Below are 21127 nucleotides of genomic sequence, written 5' to 3' on the forward strand. Positions count from 1 at the left end.
GGGCAAGCCCTTCCGGCCTGCCTCCCATGCGCCCGCCGGGCGGCGCCCTGCGCGCATCAGTAGGCCCCCTGCCCCTGGAGCACCGCACGCAGCGTCTTCCACAAGATCACCGTGTCCAGGGCGAGCGACCAGTCCTCCACGTACCGCAGGTCCAGCCGGACCGCCTCCTCCCACGGCAGGTCGCTGCGCCCGCTGATCTGCCACAGGCCGGTGAGCCCTGGCTTGACCAGCAGCCGCCGCCGGATGTCCGGGCCGTACGCGGCGGACTCCTCCGGTAACGGGGGCCGCGGGCCGACGAGCGACATCGATCCGGTGAGCACGTTGAAAAGCTGCGGGAGCTCGTCGATCGAGTACCGCCGCAGCACCGATCCCACCCGGGTCACCCGGGGATCCCGGCGGAGCTTGAACAGCAGCCCCGCACCCTCGTTGCGGTCGGCCAGCTCGGCGCGTGCCCGGTCGGCCCCGGCGACCATGGTGCGGAACTTGAGAATGGTGAACTCCTGGCCGTCCTTGCCGACCCTGCGCTGCCGGTAGAACACCCCGCCCCGGCTGTCCACCAGCACCAGCAGCCCGACGAACACCATCAGCGGCGCGAACAGCACCAGCAGGATCGCCGCGCCCATCCGGTCGACGACCCCTTTGACCGCACGGCGGCCCCCGGTGAAGGTCGGCATGCTGACCCGCAGCAGCGGGATCCCGAGCACCGCGTCGATGTGCAGCCGCGGGCCGGCCACCTCCATCAGCACGGGGGCCACGACCATCTCGGCGTCGCTGCCCTCGAGGTTCCAGGCCAGCCGCTGGAGCCGGTCCGGTGACCAGTGCGGGTCCGGTGTGACCGCGACGACACGGTAGCCGTCGTGGCGGACGTGCTTGGCGACGTCCGTCAGCCGGCCGACGACCCGCACTCCGTCGAGTTGGTCGCCGTCGAGCCCGCGGCCGTCCGGCGTGCACACCGCCTCCACCCGCCAGCCGAGGTGTGGGAACTTGCGGGTCCGGGTGATCAGGTCGCGTACGGTGGCCGGGCTCCCGGCGGCGAGCACCGGTCGCAGACACCGCCCTTCCTTGCGCTGTTTGTGCAGCCAGAGGCGCAGCACATACCGCGCGGTCATGGTGACGAGCGCGATCGCGGGGATCGCGACGAAGATCCAGAGCTTGATGTTGCGCGAGGTCAGGGCGATTCCGCCGAGGGCCAGTACGACGGTCGCCGTGAACAGTGAGCGGCCGAGCCGGCGGAATTCCTCGGCGCCCTGGCCGAGCACGGCCGGGGCCCACGACCGGCTCACCGCGAGCGCCCCCAGCACCAGCAGCTCGGTGCCGAACGCGAGAATCCCCCATTTCTCATGCCAGTTGGCCGCGTCCCGGGCCCCGAAGAAGTTGCCGATCGCCGCCACGACGCAGGCGGTGGCCACGGTATCGCTGGTGATCACGGTACGGCGGTACCGCTGCTCCCAGCCGATCGCGGGCTGTCTGATCGACCCGTCCGCCAGACGCCCGCGCGCCGGCGGAAACGGGTTGAGTAATCCCCCTTGCACAGAACCCCCCAAGGTCCCCAGTGGTTCGACGTATTCGCCTAGCACTGTGCTCGGGAGGCCCCCACCCCCCGTACCGCCCCTCCCCTCGGGAGGCCCCCCCTCCCGGTACTGTTCCGCCCCTCGGAGGCCCCCCGCCTCCGCGCCGCGCTGTTCCTCCCCGCGGAAAGCCCCCACTCCCCGCGCCGCGCTGTTCCTTCCCGCGGGAGGTCCCCACCTCCCGGGCTCCAGGAACTGATCACCCCACATCTGGCACCCGGCGACGCGACTGCTGACTGACCGTAGAGCCGGACCGGACCCCTAGATCATTATTTGTCGCCTGGTGTCCACCATGTGAAGCACGGTCAATCTAGACCATCGAGACCGATCTGAAGAGGGGATGTGTGTAATTTGTGTTCAAACTTTGAAGCCGAATCCACCGATCAGTGACCGCCCGAGGGTGCCTCGGCGACGACGACACGCCGTGTGACCTGCGGTCCCAGGGTCAGGCCGCGTTCGCCGAGCAGCACACGCGGGCGGCCGTTGAGCCCGCCGAAATCGTCCAAAAGTACGCCGTCCATCCTTCCAACTTGCAGGAACCGCAAGAAGGTGTGCCAGTTCGGGCAAGACTGGCGAGAGTGGTGTGCGCCCATCCCCGCACAAGGAGTTCCGATGAGCGCAACAGACGCCGGTACGTACTGGAACGACATCTACGCGGCCCGGCCCGCGGCCGCCTCCCCCCGCCCCAACCCGAGCCTCACCGCGATGGTCACCGGCATGCCGCCCGGCGACGTCCTGGACCTGGGGTGCGGCGACGGCGGCGACGCCCTGTGGCTGGCGGACCGCGGATGGCTGGTCACCGCCGTCGACGTCTCCTCCGTGGCCGTCGGGCGCCTCACCCGCCTCGCCACCGAGGCCGGCCTCGCCGACCGGCTGACGGCACACCACCACGACCTGCGCACCTCCTTCCCCGCGGGCGCCTTCGACCTGGTCTGCGCCCACTACCTGCACACCCCGCTCGACCTGGACAGGACGGCCGTGCTGCGCATGGCGGCCCACGCCCTGCGCCCGGGCGGACGGCTGCTGGTGGTCGACCACGGATCGACCGCGCCGTGGTCCTGGACGCAGGACCGGGACACCCGCTACCCGACCCCGCAGGAGGTCGCGGCGGACCTGGCCCTGCCTCCCGGGGCCTGGACGGTCGAGCGCGCCGACGCACAGGTGCGCGAGGCGACCGGACCGGACGGCCGCACGGCCGAGGTCACCGACCACATCCTGATCATCCGCCGTACCGCCTGAACCGGCACGGCCGTCGAAAGCAGCCACCATGACCGACTCCCCGCGCCCCCACCGCCGCCGCGACGCCCCGCCGCCGCGCACCGGGAACACCGAGACCGAGGTCCTGCGCAGATTCCTCGACTACCTGCGCGACTCGATCGCCGCGAAGGTCGAAGGCGCTCCCGAACCCGGGATCCGCACAGCCGCGGTGCCCTCGGGCACGAATCTGCTCGGCCTGCTCCACCACCTCACCCACGTCGAACAAGCGCTGTTCCTCGGCGCCCGGATCACCGACTGGAAGGCGACCTTCCACGCCGCCCCCGCGCAGAGCGCCACCGCCGTCGTCGCCCGCTACCGGGAGACCGTCAGGGAGGCGAACGAGGTCCTCGACACCTGCACCGACCTCGGCGCGCCGCTGCCCCGCTCCCGGCCGGGCACACCGGCCCCCGCCGTCCGCTGGGCGCTCACCCACATGATCGAGGAGACCGGCCGCCACGCCGGCCACGCCGACATCCTCCGCGAACTCCTCGACGGCTCGACCGGACGCTGACCCCCACCCTCCTGATGACGGCCCAGGGCCAACTCGCCCCCGTCCGCGCCACCGTGACCCCGCGCATGAGCAACATCGTGTGACCCAGCTCTCAGTGCGGCCGTGCAGCAGATGTGCGGGGGTTGGCGTCGAGGAGGGGTGACAGGAAGGGAGGAGGATGTGGAGACGGACTTCGACGCGTTCGTGGCCGCTCGGTCGGCCGCCTTGTTCCGAGGCGCCATCGTCCTCACCGGGAACCGGGACGCGGCCGAGGACCTGGTTCAGGAGACCCTGGAGCGGGCCTGCCGCAAGTGGCGCACCGTCTCGGCCAAGGACGCTCCGGACGCCTACGTACGGCGGATCATGGTCAACCTGGCCAACGACCGCCGGCGGAGATTCCGCCGCCTGGTCACGACTCCCCATCCGGACGGCGGTGACCTGCCCGCCTCGGGCGACGAGTACGGACAGGTCGACAGCAGGGATCAGTTGGTCCGCGCGCTCCAGCGACTGCCCATGCGGATGCGGACGGTGGTGGTGCTCCGGTACTTCCACGATCTCTCGGACGGCGAGATAGCGGCCGACCTGGACATCTCGCCGAGCACGGTGCGCTCACAGCTCGCCCGGGGGATCGCGAAGCTCCGAAGCCAGTTCCCCGCACTCTCCGACCCTTCACCGCAGCGGCACACGGAAGGAATCCGATGACCTCGTACGGCGACCCACGGCCTTCCGGCCGCACCCGCTTCGAAGAGGAACTGATGAACGCCATGAACCAGTACGCCGACTCCGCCGACGCGCCCGAGTTCGACGCGCCGCGGATCGTGCGCCGCACCCGTCGCCGGCGTACCGTCGGCCTCGCCGCCGGCGCCACCGCCCTCATCCTGGCGGGCGGCGGCACGGCCCTGGCCACCTCGGCCATGAGCGGCTCGTCGCATCCGGCGGCGGGCAGTCATCCGGCGGCAAGCGGTACGGCCGCCAAGAGCGACGCCACCGTCATGCTGTACGGCGACGATCCGGCCATCCCGATCGACTTCGCGGGCTGGACCCTGGAGGGGGCCAAGTCCTACCTCAAGAAGACGCAGACGAAGCTCGGCACCGTCAGCAAGGGGACCGCTCCGGGCTGCAAGCCGGGCTCGGTGATCGGCGTGTCCCCACATGCCCCGAAGGTCGTCCACAACGGCGACACGGTCAGCTTCACCCTCTGCGCCGGCGGCTGAGCCGCTGAGTCGCTGAGCCTCTGAGCCGGTCCTGAGACGACGCCCGCCCCTGCGCCAATCAGGGGCGGGCGTCCGTCACAGGATCACATCCTTCACACCGGACCTGGACGTCAGGAGCGCGCGGCGGAAGCGGATCGCGGTGCCGCCACCGGCGACGAGTCTCAGCCTCAGTACGGTGGACGCTCGCACCGTCTCGGTCCGGACGTCGATCGGCAGTGGGTTGTCGTGCCAGCTGGTGTCCGCGGCGTCGCTGTAGATCTCGGCCCTGTACCGGCCCCGTCCCAGGAACCGCAGCGGCAGCCTCAGCGTCCGGTCGTACTCGTCGGTGATGGCGCCGAGATACCAGGTGTCGCCCTTGCGGCGGGCGACCACCGTGTAGTCGCCGATCACACAGTCCAGGAAGCGGGTCTCGTCCCAGCTGGCGGGCATGTCCTTGAGGTAGGCGAATCCGGGGTGGGAGTGGTAGTTCTCCACGGTGTCGGCGAGCATTTGCAGCGGGCTGAAGAACACCGAGTACAGCGCGAGCTGCGCGGCCGAGGTCGTCTGTACGCGGGTACCGAGCCCCGCCGGGTCCCAGGTCACGTTGAGCACGCCCGGGGTGTAGTCGGCCGGCCCGCCCATGAACCTGGTGAACGGAAGGATCGTGGCCTGCTCCGGCGGGTTGCCGAGCTTGCCCATGTAGTTGTGCTGCTCCATCCCGGCGACGCCCTCGCCGGTCATCATGTTCGGATAGGTGCGCGCCAGCCCGGTCGGCTTGATCGCCTCGTGCGCGATGATCATGATCTGGTGGCGGGCCGCCGTCTCAACGACACGCTGGTAGTGACGCACCGCTTCCTGGTCGAAGTGGCTGCGGTTCACCCCGCCCAGTACGAACTTGGTGGCGTAGCCGGTCTTGACCGAGTGGATGCCCAGTTCCGCGTATCGCGCGAAGATCGCCTCCAGGTGCTGCTCGTAGTAGTCGACGAAGCCACGGGTCTCATTGTGCGCGGTGAACCCGACGCCGTTGGCCCGGGCGTAGCGCAGTACCTCGGCCAGGTCGAAGTCGGCCCGCGGGGTGAGGAAGTCCTGGCCGGTCCAGTCGCCGCCGGCGTTGGTGTTCCAGCCCTCGGCGAGTACGGAACTCGCGCCCGCCTCCCTGGCGAGGTCGATATAGCGCTTGACCCGCTCGGTCGTGGCGCCGTGACGCGGTCCCTCGGTCCAGGTGGTGTCCCGCCGTTGGAGTTCCCACCAGACACCGACGTACGTGCCGGGTGAGATCCACGACGTGTCCGTGAGCGCGCACGGCTCGTTGAGGTTCTCGATCAGATGCGATTCGGCGAGATCGCCGGGTCGGCCGCCGATGACCAACGTGCGCCACGGGGTGGAGAATTCGCCTCTCAGGTGGGCCTTCGCGCCGTCGGGAAGGCTGATCAGCTCGCTGGTGAAGGTGCCGGGCCGGTTGCCGTCGGCGGCGAGGGTCATGCTCGGGTAGTCGATCAGCGCCGCCTCGTGCACCACGATGTACTCACCGCTCTGAGTGGCCAACGACAGCGGGGTCTGGGCGGTCCTCACATCCGCCAGCCGGGCCCGCCGGTAGTGCCGTTCATCGGCGCGCCAGTCCGTGCCCGCCTCCAGCGACCAACTCGTGGCGGTCGGCGGCAAGGAGAACTCGGTCCTCTCGGCGGTCACGGTGTAGCGGTCGAGCCCGGCTTGGGCCGGCAGCCGGTAGCGGAAGCCGACGCCGTCGTCGAAGACCCGGACGACCAGGTCCAGCCGTAGCCCGGTCGCCGGTTGCACGGTCCGCAGGACGCACTCCCGTGCATGGTTGCGGACGAGCGCGTCGGGCCCCCACACCGGCCGCCATCTCTCGTCCACGGTTCTGCGCCGCACGGACTCCAGCACCAGCCCGCCGGTGAGCGAGGGCCGGTCGGCCAGGTCGAGCCCCAGCCCGGAGGAGGACACCAGGACCCTTCCGTCTCGTGCGACCTGGTAGCGCAGCCGTCCGTCCGTCACCCGCACGGTCATCCGCAGCCGGCCGTTCGGCGAGGCGATCGTGACACGGCCGGGCGGCGCGGCGGACGCGGTGGCGGGCGCGGCGAGCGCCCCCGTGAACACCACGCCGGCGGTGGCGCCGACGACGGCACGGCGGTTGGGGACATTGGCCATGTCACGCTCCATCAAGGGTGGCTGGCGACAGGCCCTGGCCGGTGCCCTTGCCCCGGAGCCGGTCGGGCCTGCGACGAGCCGTGGGCGGCGGTCCGGGCCAGTATGCCGTCGAGTTCCCCTGCGGGCAGGACCTTGGCCGAGTTGTGTTCGCGGACGATCCGCCAGCCGTCCGGTGTTCGGCGCCAGACCAGCGAGGTCGTGGTGCGGATATCCGTGGTGGCCTCGGGTCTGGTGATCCGCGCTACGAAGGTCAGGGTGGACGCGGCCAGATCGTGGCCCGCGATGACGTGCGGGCCGTCGTCGACGGCATGATGCGCGGAGATCGCCGCCTTCGGCCACCACCACGGTCAGCCCGGGCCGGGACGCCGGCGCTCGCCGCCGCGTCAGGTGGGCGGCGTCGGTGATGAGCACCCGTGCCCCGCTGTCGTCCAGCAAGCGGGTCAGCTCCTCCCCCGGGCTCCCGGGCTCCCGGGCTCCCGGGGTCCAGGGGCACGCCCATGCCGCTCGCCCGGGTGACGGCGAGCAGGCTCTCGACCGCCTCGACACGGTTGCCGAGCTGCGACGGGCGTGGTCCCCGAGCAGTTCCGGCAGCGGTTTGACGATGTCGGCGTGCGTACGCACCGCGCGTGCGGACGCCGGAGCCGATCACCTGGGGCCGGGGAGTTCCGGCAGGCGCGGGGCGTGGAGCCAGGCGGTGAGCAGCGCGTCCAGGGGCCGTGCGGCGCGGCGCCGGGCGAGAGCGGTGAACTCCTCGGTGGTGACGGTGGCGTGGCGGTACGTGGCCGTCCATTCCCTCAGCACCCCGAAGAAGGTGTCGTCGCCGAGGGCCGTACGGAGCGCGTGCAGCGTCAGTGCGCCCCGCTGGTAGACCCGGTCGTCGAACATCCGCGGCATGCCCGGGTCCGCGACCAGCAGGTCCTGCGGCTGATTCGCCAGCTTGGCCCTGGTGCGGGCCGCGATGACGGCGGCGGGGACGCCGCCGGAGACTTCCGACCACAGCCACTCGGCGTACTTGGCGAAGCCCTCGTTCAGCCAGATGTGGCGCCAGTCGGCCACGGTCAGGCTGTTGCCGAACCACTGGTGGGCCAGCTCATGGGCGACCAGCCGCTCACAGCCGCGGTGCCCGTCGACATGGTTGGCGCCGAAGATGGAGAGCGTCTGGGCCTCGACCGGCACCTCCAGCTCGTCGTCCGTCACCACCACGGCGTACTCGTCGAATGGATACGGGCCGAAGAGGTCCTCGAAGGCGGCCATCATCCGGGGCTGGCGGGCGAAGTCGTGGTCGAAGCGGTCGCGCAGCCGCGGCGGTACCGCCGCCCGCTGGGGCACCGGGCTCACGGCCGCGTCGGTCAGCTCGACCAGGTCGTACAGGCCGATCTGGACGGTGGCGAGATAGGTGGACATCGGCGCCGGGTGCTCGTACACCCAGGTCGTGGTGGAGGCGCTGACCGTGCGCGAGTCCAGGGTCCCGGCGGCGACCACCGTGTACGGCGACGGCGCGGTCACCTCGATCCGGTACGACGCCTTGTCGGCCGGGTGGTCGTTGCACGGGAACCAGGACGGCGCGCCGATCGGCTGGCCCGCCACCAGCGCCCCGTCCTCCAGCTGCTCCCAGCCCAGGTCGCCCCAATGCCGGGTCTTCACCGGCCGGGGCACCCCGACGTACCGCACCTCCACGGTGAACGGGGCCCCGGCGGGCAGCGGGCGCGCCGGGCGGATGCGCAGCTTGTCCGCCCGGTGGGTGTAGCGGGCCGGGCGGCCCCCGTCGACCAGCACCCCGTCGACCCGGAACGCGCCGAGGTCGAGGCTGAAGCCGGACAGCGGCTCGCCGGCGGCGACCGGCTCGCCGCCCGGCTCGGCGCCCGACTCGCCGCCCGGCTCGGCGACCGCCGAGATCCGCGCGCGCCCCGAGAGCCGGCCGGAGTTCGGACGGTAGGTCAGCTCCAGGTCGTAATGGGTCACCCGGTAGCCGCCGTTGCCGTGCTCGGGCAGATAGGAGTCCCCGGACCGGGCCGCCCCGGCGCCGCCGCCGGGCGCGGCCCGCGCCCGGCCGCTCTTGCCCCTGCTCACTTCGCCGTAGCCTCCGTCTTCCGCATGTCCGGTGCCTTCTCCGTCTTCCACGCCGCGATCGGGTTGCCGAGCCACGACGTGCCCGCGGGCAGCGTCTCGCCGCGCATCACCAGCGACGCCGGACCCACCGTGGCACACGTGCCGACCGTGGCGCCCGGCAGCACGATGCCGTGCGGGCCGAGCGTCGCGCCCTCCTCCAGGACGACCTCGTCCATGCGCATGATCCGGTCGTGGAAGAGATGGGTCTGCACCACACACCCCCGGTTCACGCTCGCGCCCGAGCCGATCCGTACCAGATCGGCCTCCGGCAGCCAGTACGTCTCGCACCACACCCCGCGCCCGATGCGCGCGCCGAGGCCCCGCAGCCACCAGTTCATCAGCGGCGTACCGGACACGGCCCCGACCAGCCACGGTACGGCCAGCACCTCCACGAAGGTGTCCGCCAGCTCGTTGCGCCATACGAACGAGCTCCACAGCGGACGTTCGGCCGCCCTGAACCGGCCCACCAGCAGCCACTTGGCCAGCATGGCCACGGCGCACGCGACCAGACCGCCCGCGAGCAGCAGCACCCCGCCGGCCGCCACGGCCGCGAGGTATCCCCACCGTGTGGCGACCGTCCCGAAGGCGGCCAGCACCAGCACCGCGAGCGCCGCACCACCCATCACGGGGAGGATCCGGCACAGCTCGACCGCGCCGCGGGCCCACTTCAGCCGCCGCGCCGGGCGGTACGTACGGCTCTGGTCGCCCTCCTCGGCCGCCCGTGGCAGCTTCATCGGCGGCATCCCGAGCCACGAGCTGCCCGCCTTGGCACCCCTGGGCGCGGCGGACAGCACGCCGACCAGACCGCGCTTGGGCACCGAACTGCCGCCCACGGCCATCCCCGAGTTGCCGAGGAACGCCATCTTGCCGACCCGCGACTCCGCGATCCGCAGCCGGCCGCCGCCCAGTTCGTAGGAGGCGACCATGGTGTCGTCGGCGAGGAACGCGCCGTCGCCGACGGTGGTCATCGACGGCAGGGCCAGCACGGTGGACGCCTCGACCCCGCGCCCGACCCTCATCCCGAGCGCCCGCAGCCACACCGGGGTGAACAGGCTGGCGTACAGCGGGAACAGATGCACCCGCGCCATGTCCATCAACCGCTCGGTGGCCCATGCCTGCCAGGCGATCCGCCCGTGCACGGGATGGTGACCCGCGTGCAGCCCGAGGCCCAGCGTCCGCACCCCGGCCAGGACGAACAGCGCGTAGCAGACCATTCCGGCCACCGTCGCAAGCGGCACGGCGGCCAGCGCGTGAAGCAGCGCGGTGCCCGCGTCGCGGGTGCCCCGCACGAACAGCGCGATGACGGCGAGCGCGGGCAGCAGCGCCAGTGCGGGCAACAGGGTCAGCCCCAGCGAGGTGAGCCCGTACACGAACGCCCAGCGGCGGGTACGGGTCGGCCGGTCCTCGGGCCGACGGTGCGCCGCCTTGCCGGACTTGGCCGCCGGTACGCCCGCCCAGCGGCGCCCCGCGGGCACCGCGCCGGTCACCCCCGACCCCGGGGCGATCTCGGCGCGCTTGCCGATCCGGGCGCCGGGGAAGAGCGTGCTGCGGGCGCCGACCGTGGCGCCCGCGCCGATCCGGATCCGGCCGATCCGCAAGCGGTCGCCGTCCAGCCAGTGACCGGACAGATCGACCTCGGGCTCGACCGCGCTGCCCTTGCCGAGCTTGAGCATCCCGGTCACCGGCGGCAGCGCGTGCAGATCGACATCGTCGCCGACGCGCACGCCCAGCGCCCTGGCGTAGTGGGTGAGCCAGCTGCCCGACAGGCCGGTGGCACCGCTCAGTTCGGCCAGCCGCTCGGCCGTCCACAGCCGCAGGTGGGCGCCGCCGCCGCGCGGATACGTCCCCGGCTTCAGACCCCGCAACAGCAGCCGCGCACCACCCGCGGCGATCGCGATCCGGCCCGGCGGCGAGACGCAGAACAGCCAGCCGAGCAGGATCCACCACCAGGAGACGGTGGGCGCGTAAGGGGCGGCACCGCAGAGGTGCAGCACGTTGATGACCGCGGCCGCGGCCACGCCCCAGCGCAGCCCGGCGACCGTCAGCAGCGGCAGCATCAGCAGCGTCTGCGCGACACCGGAACGCCCGGGTACGGGCCGTACGGTGCGCGGGACCGTCGTCCCGCCGCCCGACGCCTCCAGCGTCCGGGCCAGCGCGCCCAGCCGCGGGTTCTGGTAGATGTCACTGACCGAGCCGCTGGGGTGGCGGTCCCGGATCCGCGAGACGAGCTGGGCGGCGGCGAGGCTGCCGCCGCCCGCCGCGAAGAAGTCGGCATCCGGCCCGGTGGCCGGGGTGCCCAGCACCTCGCCCCACAGCTCGGCGAGCCAGCTCTCGGTCCCGGTCAGCCCGGCCGCCGGACCGGCCGTACCGACCCCGGGCAGCGGCCACGGCAGCGCGGCCCGGTCCACCTTGCCGGAGGTACGGGTGGGCAGCGTGCCGACCACCGCGAGGAGCGGCACCAGCGCGGCGGGCAGCACCTGCCGCAGCCGGTCCAGCGCGTCCGTCTGGTCGAAGCCGCCGTCCTCTTCGGGGACGATTTCGGGCACGACGTAGCCCACCAGCAGCTGGTGACCCGCCTTGGTCTTCCGTACCGCGGCCGCCGCGCCCGCGACCCCCGGCAGCGCCTGGAGCGCGGCGTCCACCTCGCCCAGCTCGATGCGGCGGCCGCCCAGCTTGACCTGTTCATCGGCCCGGCCGACGAACAGCAGCCCCTCCTCCTCGGCGCGCACCAGGTCGCCGCTGCGGTACGCCCGCGACCAGCCCAGCGACGGCAGCGGGGCGTACTTCTCGGCGTCCTTCGCCGGGTCGAGATACCGGGCAAGACCGACCCCGCCGATCACCAGCTCGCCGACCTCGCCCATGGGCACCACCTCGCCCCGGGAGTCCACGACCGCCAGCTCCCAGCCGTCCAGCGGCAGCCCGATCCGCACCGGGCCCTCGCCGGTCAGCTGCGCGGCGCACGCGACGACCGTGGCCTCGGTCGGACCGTAGGTGTTCCACACCTCACGGCCCTCGACCGCCATCCGCTCGGCCAGTTCCGGCGGGCACGCCTCACCGCCGAAGATCAGCAGCCGTACGTCGTCCAGCGCCTCCACCGGCCACAGCGCCGCCAGCGTGGGGACCGTGGAGACCACGGTGATCTCCTGCTCGACCAGCCAGGGGCCCAGGTCGACGCCCGTGCGCACCAGCGACCGGGGCGCCGGCACCAGGCAGGCGCCGCTGCGCCAGGCGAGCCACATCTCTTCGCACGACGCGTCGAAGGCCACCGACAGGCCGGCCAGCACCCGGTCGCCCGGTCCCATGGGCTCATCGGCCAGGAACAGCCCGGCCTCGGCGTCCACGAACGCGGCCGCGCTGCGGTGGGTGACGGCGACGCCCTTGGGCTTGCCGGTCGATCCGGAGGTGAAGATGATCCACGCGTCGTCGCCGGGCCCCGGGCGGCCGGGGACGCCGTGCGGCTCGGCGCGCACCGTCATCTCGAGCCCGGCGCCGAGGACCACGCTCACCCCGGCCTCGGAGAAGACCAGCTCGGCCCGCTCATCCGGGTCCTCCGCGTCCACCGGCACATAGGCCGCGCCGGCGGCCAGCACGGCAAGGATCCCGACGTACAGGTCGACGGTCCCGGACGGGACGCGGATGCCCACCCGGTCACCGACCCCGATCCCCGCCTCGACCAGCCGCAGCCGCACCCTCTCCACCTCGGCGAGGAGCGCACGGTAGCCGAGTGCCCCCGTACCGTCGTCGACGGCGGGGGCGTTCGGGTGGCGACGGGCCGTCTCTCCGAGGACGTCCATGAGGGTGCGCTCGGCGTGGGCGCCGTGTCCGGGGAAGAGGGCGAGCGGTGCCGCGGGCTCGTCCTCGGCGACCGCGGGCTCCCCCACGGCGGGCTCGGCGGGTGCGGGCAGCGGGTCGATCAGTACGTGGGACTCGTCGATCAGTGCTTGGGACTCGTCTATTACGGCCATCCGGCCTCTCCGCAGTCGGTGGACCGGATGTTCGGCGACACCGCCCGGTCAACCCGGACCATCGGCCTCTGCCATCCGGCTCCACACTGAGCCGGGTCCCGAACACCCGCACGCGGCTGATGGTTTCCGCGAGGGCGACCACTCGGCGCGGCCGTCCAGCGGCCGGCCCGAATCGCGGGCACCGGCGGCCGGACGGGCATGTTCCGCCCCTCCGGTCGAACCGGCGCCCGCATACGCCGAACAGGCAGTTTACCCAGCGTTAACAGGAACCCCTCGCCTTCCGAGGCGTCGGGGGCCCGAGCCCATGGCCGCGCGCCACGGCGGCACGCCGTCCCCAACCGCCGCCGTCCCTCTCGTATCGTGCCTGGTGGGAGGCGGATTCTTCTGGTCTCGCCCGCGGTCCGGCGGCGCCACCCGACGGGCCCCGGCCCTGTGGCCGGTCTCACAGCGGCCACGGTCCGGGCGGAGGCATCGCGCCCCACGGGGTCGGTGCGGCGCTCGACGACGCCGCGCTCTTCCAGTTGCCGGACGGCGGCTTGGGCGCCCGGGGCCCGAGAGGACCGTCTCCCGGGCGTGCACCGTGCCCCCGCGACGCTCACCGCCGCGGGGACTTCGGCTTCCCGGACGCCGGCCTCGGCGCCGCCTCGTCAGCCCCGCTCGGACCAGACGTAGTCGAACTGGAAGGTGACGGGGTTGTACGCACACGGCTTGTCGATGTCGTGGTTCTCGGCATCGCCGCGCTGGTTGTTCAGACAGCTTTCCATCGAGTAGTTGGTTTGCGTGTGGAGGTGATTGCCCCGTCCGGCCGGCTCCTGCCAGGCGAAGATGTACTGCCGGAACGTGTCGAGATGGCAGGTCTGCTTGATGATGTGGCCCTGCGCCACATGCTCTTGCAGAGCGGCCTTGCATTCGCCCTCATCGTTGTAGGCCAACTGCCAGTGGATGTCATAGGCGGCCGCGGCGCGCGGCGCCTGCGATGCGCCGGCCGGGGCCGCGCCTACGGTGAGTCCTCCGAGCAGGAGGGCGCCGACGATCGCCGCGCCCCGCTTGGTCCCCTTCATGGATTCTCCCGAGAGTTCACACGTATTGATTATCGGGTCAGGAATTGCGTCGCCGACATTAACAGGGAAAGGGGAATGAGTCGGGGCCGGTATTCGGCCAACCCGCTGCAAACAATGTGAATTGGAAGTTTTTTGTGCGGGGTTTACCACGGCGTGTGCGGGGTTTACCGCGGCGTGTGCGGGGTTTACCGCGGCGGACGCCCCAGCTCCTATCCAACTCGTGAGTCACCGCCCCGTGGCGCCTTTCACCAGTCGTGAATCGTGCCGTCACGCAACCGGTTGACGGGGAGGTAGGCCGCCTCGTACGGGTGCGGTGGTGGGCAGTCCCGCCATGCCGAGGAGCGGGCGCCCGGGATGCCGGCGGCCTGGAGCTCGGCCGACATCAGGGGGCCGGGCACCCGCCGGTCCGGCGGAGGGCTTCGATGTGGTGCCGCGCCATGACATCCACCTGAACGTCGAGGTCCGGGCCATACGTACGCAGGGCCACCGTCAGATGCCCCCGCATCCGCCGACAGGCCAACTCGACGTCGCGCGCCTCAATGGCCTCGAGGACCTCCGGATGGTGCGGGACTCCGGGCTCGCCGATGGCGGGGTCGAGCGCCCGCGGCACGCCTACACCCGTGCACTGCTCGACGCCGTCCCGGGCGCGTCGGGGCGCGGCCTCGGCGCATGATTCGATGGACTTCCGCGTTCCGGGAGGTCCAGGACGATTCATGATCCGACGAGTACTCGCCGCCGTCGTGAGCCTGGCCGCGCTGATGGCCGTCCCATCGGCCGCGCCCACGGTTTCCCGTCCCTTGCTGGTGTCCACCGACAAGGGCGTGGTCGCGGGAGCCGCGGCGGACGGGGTCGCCCGGTACCTCGGCATCCCGTACGCCGCGCCACCGGTCGGCGGCCTGCGCTGGCAGCCGCCCGCGCCCGCGGCCCGATGGCCGGGGGTCCGGCCGGCGGACCACCACGGTGCGCGCTGCGTCCAGACGGCCACCGGCGGCCCGGGTACGAGTGAGGACTGCCTGTACCTCAACGTCCACGCCCCCGAACAGCGCACGGACCGTCCGCTGCCGGTGCTCTTCTGGATACACGGCGGGGGATTCATGAGTGGTGCGGGCGACTTCTTCGACGGCTCCCTGCTCGCGCGGACCAACGACATCGTGGTGGTCACGATCAACTACCGGCTCGGCGTGTTCGGCTTTCTCGACCTGCCCGGGCTGAGCGAGCGGGGCGCGGGCAACTACGGTCTGCTCGACCAGCAAGCGGCGCTGCGCTGGACCCAGCGGAACATCGCCGCGTTCGGCGGGGACCCCGGCCGTGTGACGATCGCGGGTGAGTCGGCCGGCGGTCAGTCCGTGTGCGCCCTGCTGGCCTCTCCCCCGGCCCGCGGGCTCTTCCACCGCGCGATCATCCAGAGCGGCGGCTGCCCGAGCCTCACGACCGCACAGGCCACCGCCCGTGGCAAGCGCTACGCCGGCGCCGCCGGCTGCCGTGATTCCGTGGCCGGCGCCTCCTGTCTGCGGGCCAAGCGGACGGACGAACTGCTGGCCGCCGGGCGCGACTTCGGCGGCATCCTGAACGGTCCGCTGCCGGTCTCCGGAGTCCCCGAACTGCCGGTCGCGCCGGGTCTCGCGGTGCGATCCGGCCGATTCACCAACGTCCCCATCCTCATCGGCGCCAACCGGGACGAGACACGCAAGTGGGCGCTGCCGTTCGCGCACGCGCCCCAGGAACAGTTCGTACGAGTGATCAGGCGGCAATTCGGCCCACACGCCGACGAGGTGCTCGCCCGCTACCCCTACGGTGCCCACGACGGCCCGTACGGCGCGGCGTACGCCCTGGGCGCGGTGTGGACCGACAGCAGCGTCTTCCACGGCATGGGCGGCTGCCACTACCAGCGCCTCGCCGGGCAGTTCGCCTCCCATCAGCCCAGGACGTTCTTCTACGAATTCGGCGACCGCAACCCGCCGCCCTCGCCCGGCCCCACGCCGCCCGGCTTCACACCGGGCGCGACGCATGCCACCGAGCTCCCCTACCTCTGGCCCGGCATGACCCCGAAACCGCTGACACCGGAGCAGCGGCGACTGTCGGCGGCAATGGTGCGCTACTGGGGCGCGTTCACCAAGGACGCGCATCCCGCGACGCGAAAGCAGGCGGCGTGGCCGCCGTACCGCGGCGCCAAGCTCATGTCGCTGCTGCCCGGCGACCGCAGCAGGACCGTCACCTCCGAGGCGTACGCGGCGCGACACCAGTGCTCCTACTGGAACAGGATCAGCTACGACCGGCTGACCACCGAACCGGCCGACCTCGCACGTTCCACGCGCAACCACAGGAAGTGACCCCCGGCCCGGTGCCCGCTTCCCAACCCGTACCGCTGCGGCGAGAATCCCATCCACCACGGCGCCAACGCGCCGTCCCCGCCACGTCGCTCTTGGGAAGGACGTGCCCCTCGTGTCCATCACACAGGACGAATGGAACACCGGCTACGCCGATGGCCGCCGCTATCGCCGACTCGGCGACGGTGAGCGGTCGCTGCTCGCCACACACTTTCCCGCCCCGGTCAACGGCACAGCCCTCGACGTCGGGTGCGGCGTCGGAGAACTCGCGGCCCACCTGTCCTCGCTCGGCTATCACGTCGACGCCGTCGACTGGTCCGACAACGCCCTCGCCGAGGCGACCGCCCAGCACGGAAACGCCGCGCGGTGGCTGCGCCTGGACATCGAGCGCGACGACTGGACACCTCTGCACGCCGACGGCTACGACGTGATCATCCTCCGGTTCGTATATCCCTTCCTGAAGCACCGCGACCAAACCCTGCGAGCCCTCGGCCGCCACCTGCGACCCGGCGCCGCCATCGTGGTCATCACGCCCCTCGCCACCGACACCCCGGCCGAGCGGCGCGGTATCGCGCTCGACGAGGACGAACTCGCCCACCTGCGGACCGGCTGGTCCACCGCCGAACGCCACGACGCCGAAGGACTGGCCCTCGTGGTCCTGCGCGGCCCTCAGCAGGCGGAGACCGACCCACTGCCCGAGCCATCGGCCAACCACACGCACTACGCGCCCGCCGACCTCCAAAACGCGACACCCACCTCACGGCAGCACCACTTCACCCTGCGGGAGCGCTACTACGCCCAGGTGGAGTCCGGGCGCAAAACGATCGAAGTGCGCGTCGGGACCCCCGGGAAGGCGGCCGTCGAAACCGGGGACACGATCGTCTTCCACGAGCCGGGCAGCGGACGGGAACTCGACATCGTCGCGAAGCGGATCACCCCGTACGGCTCATTCGAGGAGCTTCTCGACGCGGAGGATCCAGCCCGCATCGACCCCGACTCCACCCGCGCGGAGCAACTCGCCAACCTCCGCCGCATCTACCCACCGGACAAGGAAGCCCTCGGCGCCCTCGCCTTCGAGTTCGACCACCGCCCGGGACGCCCCGGCCACACCATGCCCATGACTCCCGCGGAGTACGTCCAGACGGTGCCCCATCACACGGTGTACGGCTGCCTGTACATCCGCGACGAGCACGACCGCCCGATACAACTGCGCTCCGTGTACGGCAACCGGCAGTGGCAGCTCCCCGGAGGCAACGCCGACGCCGGGGAAGACCCCTTGGAAACCGCACGCCGCGAAGCGGTCGAGGAGACCGGCCTCGAACTCGGCCAGGGCCAACCACGTCTACTGCTGACGCACTACCTCCGCCAGGGCCGCCGCTGGCCACTGGGCAAGATCGGCTTCGTCTTCGACGGCGGCCGACTCACCACCGAGCAGCTCCGCCACATCCGGCTCGACCCCGCCGAACACGACCTGTGGGCCGTCCACGATCTCGCCGAGTGGCGACAGCTCATGGGCGAGCTGCCCTTCGCCCGCCTCGACGCCATCGAACGCGCCCGCCAGGGCCGAGGCCCGCACTACCTCGCAACCGGGCCCTGACCCCCAAACCCGACAATGAAGCCGCAGCTACCACTCGCTTCTCTCTGCTCTCGGGAGTTCCCGTGTCCGTTGAGGACCTCAACGCCGAAGCCTGGACCGTTTACGGCCAACGTCAGCTGAACCACGGGTACATGCCGCCGGTCCCCGAACGGCTGGAGTGGGCCCCGTGGGAGGGGGTCGGTCCCGGCGCGGAGATCCTCGGTGACGTCACCGGCAAACGCGTCCTGGACATCGGCTCCGGCCCCGGCCACCACGCCGTGCACCTGGCCCGAACGCACGATGCGCAGGTCACCGCGATCGAACTGTCCCTCACCCAGCACCAACGCGCCATCAGCGCACACGCGGGCACTCCCGGCGTCCACTTCGTACATGGCGATGTGGTCGACCACCTCCGCACCGCCCAACCCTTCGACGCCGCGTACGCCATCGGCAGCCTCGCCTTCACCGACCCGCACCGGTCCCTGCCCGCGCTGCGGGACGGCCTGCGCCCCGGCGCACCGCTGATCCTCTCGCTCCTCCACACCGACCTGCACGGCCGCGGTCCGTCCACGGCAGTCGCGCCACGCGAGCAGATGCTCAGGCTCCGCGACGATCCACCGCTGCCCACCCGGATGTGGGTCCTGGCACCGCGGCTGTGGGAGGATCTGCTCACCGAACACGGCTTCCGAGTCGAGGCCATCGACCTCCTGCGCCCCTCCGACGAGAACAACCCCGTCGTACAGCAGCTCATCCGCGCCCGCCGCCTCCCCCGCCGCCCCACACGCCTCTCCAGCCGGCCCCGCACCACCCGACCACCCGCGCCGCACGCCGCCATCGGCGTCGGCGCCATCGTCCTCGGCGACCAGGGCGTACTCCTCGGCCGGCACCGCCGCGGCACCCTCGAACTACCGGGAGGAACCGTAGAGGCCGGGGAATCCCTGGAAGCGACCGTGATCCGCGAACTCGCCGAGGAGACCGGCCTGATCGCCAGGCCCGACGACGTCACGCTCCTGGGCACGCTCGTCGACCACGTCGAAGACGTCGTGCGGGTCACCGTCGGCGCCATCGTGCGCGCCTGGCAAGGCGAGCCGGTCACGCGGCCGGACGAGAGCGTCGGTGACTGGGCCTGGTACCCCCTGGACCGGCTGCCCGACGGCCTGTTCGTATGCAGCGCCCAGATCCTCACCGCCTGGCGCCCCGACCTGCCGATCGACCACACCCCAGCGCATTTCACGCCCTACGCCTGACGCACAGCACCCCTCGACGACCACGGCGCATGACATCGCACGCGCTCAGCGGCCACCGGCCGAACCTGTCGCGAGCAGTCCGTTGACCACGAGCGTCGCCAGCGATTCCGCCGTGGCCGTGAGCTGTTCCGGTGAGGCGGGCTCGGGCCGACCCAGGCGCCGGGCCAGAGGCACCTCCACCATGCCCGCGATGGGTGGGATGACGGCGAAGAACAGCACGTCCATCGAGATGGGCGCCATGCGCCCGGAGGCGACGAGCCCGTGCTCGTCCCCCGCGTCGGCCCCAAGACGCTGGTGCCACTCGGCATGGGCACCGCCGCCGCGGGCATGGCCTGGCTGACCGCCCTCGACCTGCACAGCGGCTACCCCATCGACATCCTGCCTCCGCTGGTCGTGGCCGGACTCGGCCTCGGCCTGGTGATGGCCCCCGCCATGAGGCTGGCCACCGCGGGTGTCACCGGCGCGGCGCACCCGCCCAGGGCCCCGACGCGGCACCCGTAGTCCATATGTGAAACCCGGCCGGAGGCCGCACCGGCCTCCGGCCCTCTTCGCTGTTGCCGGTTCCGAGGCGGCCCGTCTCGGCACGGTTCAGCGTCGGCTCTCGGCCCGGGACGGCCGATGAGGGTCGGTGCGTACGTGCGCACGTATCCCTTGCAGGCCGAACAGGATGAGAAGCTCCACCACGCCGCCATCGGCGCTGCCCAGCCAGTGGGGCAGGGACGTGTCGAACTCGGCCGCCTCACCCGGCGGCAGCGTCAGATCGCGCTCGCCGATCACGAGTCGCAGGCGCCCGTTGAGCACGTAGAGCCATTCGAAGCCCTCGTGGGTCTGCGGGGTCGGTTCGAGTGGTTCCGGCCCGGCGGGAATGATCATCTTGAACGCGTGCACACCGCCCGGTCGCCGGGACAGGGGCACGAACGTCATGCCGAACCGCCTGATCGGCTTGAGGTGGATCCGGGGGTCGCCAGTGCGCGGGGCACCGACGAGGTCGTCCAGCGGAACGTCATGGATACGGGCCAGCGGGAGCAGCAGTTCCAGGGTCGGCCGACGCTGCCCGCTCTCCAGCCGGGACAGGGTGCTCTCCGACACGCCGGTCCGCGCCGCGAGATCGGCGAGGGTGATGCCGCGGTCACGGCGCAGCGCACGAAGCCGCGGCCCCACCGCGTCGAGCACGTCGTCGTCCGTAGTGAGATCCATGAGACCCACCTTGCCATTACCGCAAGATTTCGTGCCAGGTCGGGTGTGCCTGCCGAGACTGAGCGCCTACCGGCACAAGGAGTCCTGATGGGCACCACAGCTGGGTGGCCTCGGCCATCAACGGGCCGGTGCCTTGGGTGAGGGCTTCAGCAACGGTTTCCGCCGTCTTCGACATCCGCCGACGACTCCACCGACAGGTGCTGCCGGTCCGCTGCGGCCGCGTCGAGCAGCGCGATGAGCAGCTCTGTGACGTACTCGGGCGCTTCGAGCGGCTGGAGGTGGCCCGCAGCCGGTACGGTGACGAGCCGCCCGCGCGGCAGGGCCTCAGCCATGCTCGCTGCCTCGTCCATCGCCACAAGTTCATCCTCGGCCCCGGCGACGACGACGGCGGGCACGTCGGTGTCGCGCAGGACGGACCACGAGTCGGGGCGGGCCGCGATGGCACGCTGGGCCCAGGCCACCGCCTCCGGAGCGGCGGCCGCCGCCATCGCCGTCACCCGCTCGACCAGACCGGGGTGTCGGTCCCTGGTGGTCGTACCGAGCAGGAGCGGGGTGGTACGCGCCACGAGGTGGTCACGGCGGCTGTCATCGAGCATCAGGTCGGCGAATCCGATGCGCTTGGCGACCGTCTCGGGGGTGTCGGCCGCCGCTCGAGTGCCCAGCAGAGCGAGAGCCCGGACGCGATGGCGGTAACGACGCAGAAAGGCCATCGCCACGTAGCCGCCCATCGAGCATCCCGCGAGCGCCACGGAGTGCACACCGCGCTCGTCCAGCAGTGCGGCGAGGTCGTCGGCAACAGTGTGGAGCGAGGGTGCCGCCGTGCCCAGGGGATTGCCGCCGAAACCACGCTGATCAGGGGTGATGACGGTGTGACCATGTGCGCGTAGCGACGCCGCCTGGGCCTGCCACATGACGGAGCTCAAGGGCAGGGCGTGCAGCAGGACGATGGGGACATTCCGCAGACCACACAT

Annotated in this window: 18 protein-coding genes and 2 pseudogenes; 8 read left to right on the plus strand and 12 right to left on the minus strand. The window is 71.9% G+C overall.

What is annotated here, in order from left to right:
* Window positions 1-56: 56 nt before the first annotated feature.
* Window positions 57-1577, minus strand: coding sequence for a sugar transferase (locus ACT2CW_RS22635; RefSeq protein WP_182473808.1), 1521 nt, complete (start codon window positions 1575-1577; stop codon window positions 57-59).
* A gap of 374 nt (window positions 1578-1951) precedes the next feature.
* Window positions 1952-2089 (minus strand): hypothetical protein, encoded by a 138-nt coding sequence (locus tag ACT2CW_RS22640; RefSeq protein WP_445518031.1) that lies wholly within the window; start codon window positions 2087-2089, stop codon window positions 1952-1954.
* A gap of 91 nt (window positions 2090-2180) precedes the next feature.
* Between ACT2CW_RS22640 and ACT2CW_RS22645 the strand changes: the two genes are divergently transcribed.
* The 4 genes from ACT2CW_RS22645 to ACT2CW_RS22660 all read left to right on the plus strand — a co-directional run bounded on the left by ACT2CW_RS22645 (window position 2181) and on the right by ACT2CW_RS22660 (window position 4529).
* Window positions 2181-2807, plus strand: a complete 627-nt coding sequence (locus ACT2CW_RS22645; RefSeq protein WP_445518032.1) for an SAM-dependent methyltransferase — start codon at window positions 2181-2183, stop codon at window positions 2805-2807.
* Window positions 2808-2835: 28 nt separating this feature from the next.
* Window positions 2836-3336, plus strand: coding sequence for a mycothiol transferase (locus ACT2CW_RS22650; protein ID WP_445518033.1), 501 nt, complete (start codon window positions 2836-2838; stop codon window positions 3334-3336).
* A gap of 159 nt (window positions 3337-3495) precedes the next feature.
* The gene (locus ACT2CW_RS22655; RefSeq protein WP_414083298.1) at window positions 3496-4017 is read left to right on the plus strand and encodes a SigE family RNA polymerase sigma factor; all 522 of its coding nucleotides are present in this window, start codon (window positions 3496-3498) and stop codon (window positions 4015-4017) included.
* A complete protein-coding gene (locus ACT2CW_RS22660) occupies window positions 4014-4529 on the plus strand; it encodes a PASTA domain-containing protein (protein WP_166483180.1) in 516 nt (171 codons plus the stop codon). Before ACT2CW_RS22655 ends, ACT2CW_RS22660 begins: the two co-directional genes overlap by 4 nt.
* 75 nt (window positions 4530-4604) lie before the next feature.
* Here the strand turns inward: ACT2CW_RS22660 and ACT2CW_RS22665 are convergent, their stop codons facing one another.
* The 7 genes and pseudogenes from ACT2CW_RS22665 to ACT2CW_RS22695 form a co-directional block, all read right to left on the minus strand.
* Window positions 4605-6674, minus strand: a complete 2070-nt coding sequence (locus ACT2CW_RS22665; protein WP_445518034.1) for a glycoside hydrolase family 97 protein — start codon at window positions 6672-6674, stop codon at window positions 4605-4607.
* Between the two features lie 11 nt (window positions 6675-6685).
* Entirely contained in the window at window positions 6686-6997 is a 312-nt protein-coding gene (locus ACT2CW_RS22670; protein ID WP_445518131.1) for a nuclear transport factor 2 family protein, read from the minus strand.
* Between the two features lie 322 nt (window positions 6998-7319).
* Window positions 7320-8744: a M1 family metallopeptidase gene (locus ACT2CW_RS22675; RefSeq protein WP_445518035.1), complete on the minus strand. Its 1425-nt coding sequence runs from the start codon at window positions 8742-8744 to the stop codon at window positions 7320-7322.
* Window positions 8741-12748: a Pls/PosA family non-ribosomal peptide synthetase gene (locus ACT2CW_RS22680; protein WP_445518036.1), complete on the minus strand. Its 4008-nt coding sequence runs from the start codon at window positions 12746-12748 to the stop codon at window positions 8741-8743. Before ACT2CW_RS22680 ends, ACT2CW_RS22675 begins: the two co-directional genes overlap by 4 nt.
* A 647-nt stretch (window positions 12749-13395) precedes the next feature.
* The gene (locus tag ACT2CW_RS22685) at window positions 13396-13809 is read right to left on the minus strand and encodes a hypothetical protein (RefSeq protein WP_445518037.1); all 414 of its coding nucleotides are present in this window, start codon (window positions 13807-13809) and stop codon (window positions 13396-13398) included.
* Window positions 13810-14054: 245 nt separating this feature from the next.
* Window positions 14055-14207, minus strand: a complete 153-nt coding sequence (locus tag ACT2CW_RS22690; RefSeq protein ID WP_445518038.1) for a hypothetical protein — start codon at window positions 14205-14207, stop codon at window positions 14055-14057.
* Window positions 14192-14404, minus strand: a pseudogene (locus tag ACT2CW_RS22695) (GntR family transcriptional regulator); the annotation flags it as partial. The pseudogene ACT2CW_RS22695 and the gene ACT2CW_RS22690, both read right to left, overlap by 16 nt.
* 118 nt (window positions 14405-14522) lie before the next feature.
* Here ACT2CW_RS22695 and ACT2CW_RS22700 point away from each other — a divergent pair.
* The 3 genes from ACT2CW_RS22700 to ACT2CW_RS22710 all read left to right on the plus strand — a co-directional run bounded on the left by ACT2CW_RS22700 (window position 14523) and on the right by ACT2CW_RS22710 (window position 18959).
* Window positions 14523-16139, plus strand: a complete 1617-nt coding sequence (locus ACT2CW_RS22700) for a carboxylesterase/lipase family protein (RefSeq protein ID WP_445518039.1) — start codon at window positions 14523-14525, stop codon at window positions 16137-16139.
* A 112-nt stretch (window positions 16140-16251) separates the two neighbouring features.
* Window positions 16252-17733 carry a methyltransferase domain-containing protein gene (locus ACT2CW_RS22705; RefSeq protein WP_445518040.1) on the plus strand — a complete coding sequence of 494 codons (1482 nt, stop codon included), beginning with the start codon at window positions 16252-16254 and terminating at the stop codon, window positions 17731-17733.
* Window positions 17734-17795: 62 nt separating this feature from the next.
* Window positions 17796-18959, plus strand: a complete 1164-nt coding sequence (locus ACT2CW_RS22710) for a bifunctional class I SAM-dependent methyltransferase/NUDIX hydrolase (protein ID WP_445518041.1) — start codon at window positions 17796-17798, stop codon at window positions 18957-18959.
* 45 nt (window positions 18960-19004) lie between these two features.
* On the opposite strand, the gene ACT2CW_RS22715 is transcribed toward ACT2CW_RS22710, so the two are convergent.
* The gene (locus ACT2CW_RS22715; RefSeq protein WP_445518042.1) at window positions 19005-19199 is read right to left on the minus strand and encodes a hypothetical protein; all 195 of its coding nucleotides are present in this window, start codon (window positions 19197-19199) and stop codon (window positions 19005-19007) included.
* A gap of 21 nt (window positions 19200-19220) precedes the next feature.
* Between ACT2CW_RS22715 and ACT2CW_RS22720 the strand changes: the two are divergent.
* A pseudogene (locus tag ACT2CW_RS22720) lies at window positions 19221-19415 on the plus strand (MFS transporter); the annotation flags it as partial.
* Window positions 19416-19547: 132 nt separating this feature from the next.
* On the opposite strand, the gene ACT2CW_RS22725 reads toward ACT2CW_RS22720, so the two are convergent.
* Both ACT2CW_RS22725 and ACT2CW_RS22730 read right to left on the minus strand, forming a co-directional pair.
* Window positions 19548-20156, minus strand: a complete 609-nt coding sequence (locus ACT2CW_RS22725) for a helix-turn-helix domain-containing protein (protein ID WP_164425817.1) — start codon at window positions 20154-20156, stop codon at window positions 19548-19550.
* Between the two features lie 146 nt (window positions 20157-20302).
* A complete protein-coding gene (locus ACT2CW_RS22730) occupies window positions 20303-21127 on the minus strand; it encodes an alpha/beta fold hydrolase (RefSeq protein WP_445518043.1) in 825 nt (274 codons plus the stop codon).

It is taken from the genome of Streptomyces sp. NEAU-174 (assembly GCF_052665095.1).

Bases quoted from the DNA above. Each gene is read 5' to 3' on its own strand.
- ACT2CW_RS22640 (WP_445518031.1), bottom strand. From the start codon at position 2,089: ATGGACGGCGTACTTTTGGACGATTTCGGCGGGCTCAACGGCCGCCCG.
- ACT2CW_RS22645 (WP_445518032.1), top strand. From the start codon at position 2,181: ATGAGCGCAACAGACGCCGGTACGTACTGGAACGACATCTACGCGGCC.
- ACT2CW_RS22650 (WP_445518033.1), top strand. From the start codon at position 2,836: ATGACCGACTCCCCGCGCCCCCACCGCCGCCGCGACGCCCCGCCGCCG.
- ACT2CW_RS22660 (WP_166483180.1), top strand. From the start codon at position 4,014: ATGACCTCGTACGGCGACCCACGGCCTTCCGGCCGCACCCGCTTCGAA.
- ACT2CW_RS22665 (WP_445518034.1), bottom strand. From the start codon at position 6,674: ATGGCCAATGTCCCCAACCGCCGTGCCGTCGTCGGCGCCACCGCCGGC.
- ACT2CW_RS22680 (WP_445518036.1), bottom strand. From the start codon at position 12,748: ATGGCCGTAATAGACGAGTCCCAAGCACTGATCGACGAGTCCCACGTA.
- ACT2CW_RS22685 (WP_445518037.1), bottom strand. From the start codon at position 13,809: ATGAAGGGGACCAAGCGGGGCGCGGCGATCGTCGGCGCCCTCCTGCTC.
- ACT2CW_RS22700 (WP_445518039.1), top strand. From the start codon at position 14,523: ATGATCCGACGAGTACTCGCCGCCGTCGTGAGCCTGGCCGCGCTGATG.
- ACT2CW_RS22715 (WP_445518042.1), bottom strand. From the start codon at position 19,199: ATGGCGCCCATCTCGATGGACGTGCTGTTCTTCGCCGTCATCCCACCC.
- ACT2CW_RS22725 (WP_164425817.1), bottom strand. From the start codon at position 20,156: ATGGATCTCACTACGGACGACGACGTGCTCGACGCGGTGGGGCCGCGG.
- ACT2CW_RS22730 (WP_445518043.1), bottom strand. From the start codon at position 21,127: ATGTGTGGTCTGCGGAATGTCCCCATCGTCCTGCTGCACGCCCTGCCC.